Origin of the sequence: Kitasatospora sp. NPDC059146 (assembly GCF_042786665.1) — a bacterium.
Lineage (GTDB): Bacteria > Actinomycetota > Actinomycetes > Streptomycetales > Streptomycetaceae > Kitasatospora.
Genome location: NZ_JBHZCY010000257.1, coordinates 1 through 2,672 on the forward strand (window position 1 = coordinate 1; position 2,672 = coordinate 2,672).

3 protein-coding genes are annotated in these 2,672 nt (G+C 69.5%); all 3 read right to left on the bottom strand.

Going from position 1 to position 2,672, the window contains the following annotated elements:
• Nucleotides 1-88: 88 nt before the first annotated feature.
• Nucleotides 89-1,345, bottom strand: coding sequence for an Ig-like domain-containing protein (locus ACFXPX_RS43705; protein ID WP_375893314.1), 1,257 nt, complete (start codon nucleotides 1,343-1,345; stop codon nucleotides 89-91).
• A 179-nt stretch (nucleotides 1,346-1,524) separates the two neighbouring features.
• Nucleotides 1,525-1,947, bottom strand: coding sequence for a cytochrome c oxidase subunit 4 (locus ACFXPX_RS43710; protein ID WP_375893315.1), 423 nt, complete (start codon nucleotides 1,945-1,947; stop codon nucleotides 1,525-1,527).
• Nucleotides 1,947-2,672 (bottom strand): cbb3-type cytochrome c oxidase subunit I (locus ACFXPX_RS43715; RefSeq protein ID WP_380645104.1); only part of this gene is annotated, 726 nt, incomplete at its 5' end. The genes ACFXPX_RS43710 and ACFXPX_RS43715, both read right to left, overlap by 1 nt.

Sequence of the window (2,672 nt, forward strand, 5' to 3'; positions counted from 1 at the left end):
CTCGTACTGGACGTACTTGGGCGATTCGGGCGTGCGTCCAGGCGGGATGCCCGGCGTCGCGCGCCTGGCAAGATCCGCCGGACAGGCCCTAGACCTCGGGCCGCATCATCCCCGCGGCGGGGGCCTGGCCGGGCGGGACGGTGGTGCTGAGGGGCTGTCCGAGGGCGCTGTGCTTGACCCAGTCCGTCCAGTCGATGTTCCAGTCCCCGAAGCCGTTGCCGAAGGGCTCCATGGTGGCGCCGCGGCTGTTCACCACCGTCACCAGGTCCCCCACCCGGGTGTTGTCGTAGAACCACTCGGCGTTGTCGGTGCTCATCCCGGTACAGCCGTGGCTGACGTTCTCGTAGCCCTGGGAGCCGACCGACCAGGGCGCCGCGTGGACGTACTCGCCGCTCCAGGTCACCCGGGTGGCCCACTTCACGTCCAGGTCGTAGGACTCGGAGCTGCCGGCCGCTATGCCGATCGTCTCGCCGCTCATCCGGACGGAACGCTCCTGGCCGAGTACCACCTTGATGCCGTTGCGGGTGTCGAAGCCGGGCTTGCCGGTGGTGACCGGGATGGTCCGGACCGTCACGCCGTCACGCTTGAGGGTGAGCTCGTGGGCGGCCGCGTCGATCACCGACTCGACCCGCGCGCCGATCCGCAGCTTCAGCGCACTGCGGTCGCCGCCGTAGAGGCCGTCCGAGATCCGGCTGCCGGTGCCGTCGAAGGCCAGCGAGACGGTCGTACCGGTCGGCCAGTAGTCCTCCGGGCGGAAGTGCAGGTTCTTGTCGTCCACCCAGTACCAGGCGCCGGTGACGGCGGGCTGGGAGGTCACGGTCAGCGCCCGTTCGACCTCCTGGCGGGCCTGGGGGTCCTTCACCGCCTCGGAGAGCTGCGCGGTGAGCGGCTGGCCCACCCCGTAGACGCCGCTGCCCGAGGAGTCCGGGCCGAGCTTGGCGGTGAGCAGGCGCTGGGCGGCCAGGGTGGAGAAGTTCTGGGTGGTGTCGCCGCGCCCGTTCCGGCCGTCGTCGGCGGAGATCCGGACGGCGTACGCGGTGTTCGCCCGCAGCCGGCCGGTGGTCTGCCAGCTGTGCTGGTCGTCGGCGAGCTTGCCGGCCACCACCCGGCCGTCCGGGTCGACCACGGTGACGTCGGTGAGCCGGCTGCCCGCCACCGCGGTGACGGTGACCGGCTTGGAGGGGTCGACCTTGCCCTCGGCCGAGAGGTGGACGAGCGGTCCCGCGTCGATCCGGTGCGGCCCGACGGCCTCGTCCCGGCCGGACGAGCAGGCGGCCAGCGGGGCCAGCACTGCGAGCGCCAGCGAGATGCTGCCGATGCCTGCGATTGTGCGCCTGTCGGCCATGACCGCCTCCGAGGGGTTCGCACGATTCGTACGATTGATCAGATCGTAGGAACGCCCTGGGGCGAGCGACATCCGAGCGACCCTCCGTTCACCCGGGTGAGTGAGGCGGTCACCCCCGGGACGCAGCAGGGCCGGTCCTCCCGTTACGGGAGGACCGGCCCTGTCGCCGGAGGCGGAACCTACTGGTTCTGGTTCTCGCCCCGGTAGAACTCGAAGACCCATCCGAAGATGCCGATCAGGATGATCGGGGCGGCCCAGAACATCAGCCACCAGCCGAAGATCACGCCCATGAACGCGAGCGCGCCACCGAGCGCCAGCGAGAGCGGCTGCCAGCTGTGCGGGGCGAAGAAGCCCAGCTCGCCGGCGTCGTCCGCCACCTCGGCCTCGGGGTTGTCACCCGCGCCGCTGTCCACCCGACGGGCGGTGAAGGCGAGGTAGTAGCCGATGAAGGCGCAGAGCGCGAAGGCCAGGAACAGCGCGGTGGTGCCGGCGGCCTCCAGGCCCGGGCCGTCCTTCGCGTTGCTGGTCCACAGGCCGTACGTGATGGCCATCGCCAGCACGAAGACCGACAGGCCCAGGAAGATCTTTCCCTGTTCCTTCATCAGGCGTCACCCTCCTGCTTGCCCTTGCCCAGCTTCGGGGCGTCGTACTTCGCCGGGGTCACACCCGCGAGGTGCTTGGCCGGCTCGCCGTGGTTCTCCAGGTAGTCCAGCGCGGCGATCTCCGGGTGGTGGAGGTCGAAGGCCGGGGATTCGGAGCGGATCCGGGGCAGGGTGAGGAAGTTGTGCCGCGGCGGCGGGCAGGAGGTCGCCCACTCCAGGGAGCGGCCGAAGCCCCACGGGTCGTCCGCGGTGACCTTCTCGCCGTACTTGGCGGTCTTCCAGACGTTGTAGAGGAACGGCAGGATCGACAGGCCGAGCACGAAGGAGCCGATGGTCGAGACGGTGTTCAGGGTGGTGAACCCGTCCGAGGCCAGGTAGTCGGCGTAACGGCGGGGCATGCCCTCGGCGCCCAGCCAGTGCTGCACCAGGAAGGTGGTGTGGAAGCCGAAGAACAGCGTCCAGAAGGTGATCTTGCCGAGGCGCTCGTCCAGCATCTTGCCGGTCATCTTCGGCCACCAGAAGTGGAAGCCGGCGAACATCGCGAAGACGACGGTGCCGAAGACCACGTAGTGGAAGTGGGCGACGACGAAGTACGAGTCCGAGACGTGGAAGTCGATCGGCGGCGAGGCCAGCAGGACACCGGTCAGACCACCGAAGAGGAAGGTGACCAGGAAGCCGACCGTCCAGAGCATCGGCGTCTCGAAGCTCAGCGAGCCCTTCCACAT